This is a genomic window from Bacillus massiliigorillae, from assembly GCF_000380245.2.
GTDB classification, from domain to species: Bacteria; Bacillota; Bacilli; order Bacillales; family DSM-1321; genus Bacillus_AD; species Bacillus_AD massiliigorillae.
This window is the reverse complement of sequence record NZ_HG428752.1, coordinates 1,506-4,541: the sequence shown is the minus strand read 5'-3', so window position 1 is coordinate 4,541 and position 3,036 is coordinate 1,506. Positions and strand designations below refer to the sequence as shown.

Here is a 3,036-nt window from a genome sequence, read left to right as displayed (position 1 = left end):
TGGTTAAGTCCTCGACCTATTAGTATTCGTCAACTCCATGTGTCGCCACACTTCCATCTCGAACCTATCAACCTGATCATCTTTCAGGGGTCTTACTAGCTTGACGCTATGGGAAATCTCATCTTGAGGGGGGCTTCATGCTTAGATGCTTTCAGCACTTATCCCGTCCGCACATAGCTACCCAGCGATGCCTTTGGCAAGACAACTGGTACACCAGAGGTGCGTCCATCCCGGTCCTCTCGTACTAAGGACAGCTCCTCTCAAATTTCCTACGCCCACGACGGATAGGGACCGAACTGTCTCACGACGTTCTGAACCCAGCTCGCGTACCGCTTTAATGGGCGAACAGCCCAACCCTTGGGACCGACTACAGCCCCAGGATGCGATGAGCCGACATCGAGGTGCCAAACCTCCCCGTCGATGTGGACTCTTGGGGGAGATAAGCCTGTTATCCCCGGGGTAGCTTTTATCCGTTGAGCGATGGCCCTTCCATGCGGAACCACCGGATCACTAAGCCCGACTTTCGTCCCTGCTCGACTTGTAGGTCTCGCAGTCAAGCTCCCTTGTGCCTTTACACTCTACGAATGATTTCCAACCATTCTGAGGGAACCTTTGGGCGCCTCCGTTACATTTTAGGAGGCGACCGCCCCAGTCAAACTGCCCACCTGACACTGTCTCCCACCCCGATAAGGGGTGCGGGTTAGAATTTCAATACAACCAGGGTAGTATCCCACCGACGCCTCCACCGAAGCTAGCGCTCCGGCTTCAAAGGCTCCTACCTATCCTGTACAAGCTGTACCAAAATTCAATATCAGGCTGCAGTAAAGCTCCACGGGGTCTTTCCGTCCTGTCGCGGGTAACCTGCATCTTCACAGGTACTATAATTTCACCGAGTCTCTCGTTGAGACAGTGCCCAGATCGTTACGCCTTTCGTGCGGGTCGGAACTTACCCGACAAGGAATTTCGCTACCTTAGGACCGTTATAGTTACGGCCGCCGTTTACTGGGGCTTCGATTCAAAGCTTCGCTTGCGCTAACCTCTCCTCTTAACCTTCCAGCACCGGGCAGGCGTCAGCCCCTATACTTCGCCTTGCGGCTTCGCAGAGACCTGTGTTTTTGCTAAACAGTCGCCTGGGCCTATTCACTGCGGCTCTCTCGGGCTTTAACACCCTACCAGAGCACCCCTTCTCCCGAAGTTACGGGGTCATTTTGCCGAGTTCCTTAACGAGAGTTCTCTCGCACACCTTAGGATTCTCTCCTCGCCTACCTGTGTCGGTTTGCGGTACAGGCACCTTTAATCTCGCTAGAAGCTTTTCTTGGCAGTGTAGAATCAAGAACTTCGGTACTAAATTTCCCTCGCCATCACAGCTCCGCCTTCACGCCAACGGGATTTGCCTCGTTGACAGCCTAACTGCTTGGACGCGCATATCCAACAGCGCGCTTACTCTATCTTACTGCGTCCCTCCATTGCTCAAACGATTAAGAGGTGGTACAGGAATATCAACCTGTTGTCCATCGCCTACGCCTTTCGGCCTCGGCTTAGGTCCTGACTAACCCTGGGCGGACGAGCCTTCCCCAGGAAACCTTAGGCATTCGGTGGAAGGGATTCTCACCCTTCTTTCGCTACTCATACCGGCATTCTCACTTCTAAGCGCTCCACCAGTCCTTCCGGTCTGACTTCACTGCACTTAGAACGCTCTCCTACCACGCATACCAACGGTATGCATCCACAGCTTCGGTGATACGTTTAGCCCCGGTACATTTTCGGCGCAGAGTCACTCGACCAGTGAGCTATTACGCACTCTTTAAATGGTGGCTGCTTCTAAGCCAACATCCTGGTTGTCTAAGCAACTCCACATCCTTTTCCACTTAACGTATACTTTGGGACCTTAGCTGGTGGTCTGGGCTGTTTCCCTCTTGACTACGGATCTTATCACTCGCAGTCTGACTCCCATGGATAAGTCATTGGCATTCGGAGTTTGACTGAATTCGGTAACCCGATGAGGGCCCCTAGTCCAATCAGTGCTCTACCTCCAAGACTCTTACACATGAGGCTAGCCCTAAAGCTATTTCGGAGAGAACCAGCTATCTCCAAGTTCGATTGGAATTTCTCCGCTACCCACACCTCATCCCCGCACTTTTCAACGTGCGTGGGTTCGGGCCTCCATTCAGTGTTACCTGAACTTCACCCTGGACATGGGTAGATCACCTGGTTTCGGGTCTACGACCACGTACTAAATCGCCCTATTCAGACTCGCTTTCGCTGCGGCTCCGTCTTATCAACTTAACCTTGCACGTAATCGTAACTCGCCGGTTCATTCTACAAAAGGCACGCCATCACTCATTAATGAGCTCTGACTACTTGTAGGCACACGGTTTCAGGATCTATTTCACTCCCCTTCCGGGGTGCTTTTCACCTTTCCCTCACGGTACTGGTTCACTATCGGTCACTAGGTAGTATTTAGCCTTGGGAGATGGTCCTCCCGGATTCCGACGGAATTTCACGTGTTCCGCCGTACTCAGGATACACTCAAGAGGGAACGAAGTTTCGACTACAGGGTTGTTACCTTCTATGACAGGCCTTTCCATGCCTCTTCATCTACCCCGTTCCTTTGTAACTCCATATAGAGTGTCCTACAACCCCGAAAGGCAAGCCTTTCGGTTTGGGCTATGTTCCGTTTCGCTCGCCGCTACTCAGGAAATCGCGTTTGCTTTCTCTTCCTCCGGGTACTTAGATGTTTCAGTTCCCCGGGTCTGCCTTCAACTACCCTATGTATTCAGGTAGAGATACTGTTCTATTAAAAACAGTGGGTTTCCCCATTCGGAAATCTCTGGATCAAAGCTTACTTACAGCTCCCCAAAGCATATCGGTGTTAGTCCCGTCCTTCATCGGCTCCTAGTGCCAAGGCATCCACCGTGCGCCCTTTCTAACTTAACCTATATTGGTTATCACCATATCGAAGATATGATGGAATTGTTATACTTGGTGTTTGGATGCAAACTTAACATTTGCTTTACTTACTGCTATCTAGTTTTC

At 51.4% G+C, this 3,036-nt stretch carries 1 rRNA gene; it reads right to left on the bottom strand.

The features are described 5' to 3' along the window. Positions 1-2,937 (bottom strand): 23S ribosomal RNA (locus TX86_RS25585). Positions 2,938-3,036 lie beyond the last annotated feature (99 nt).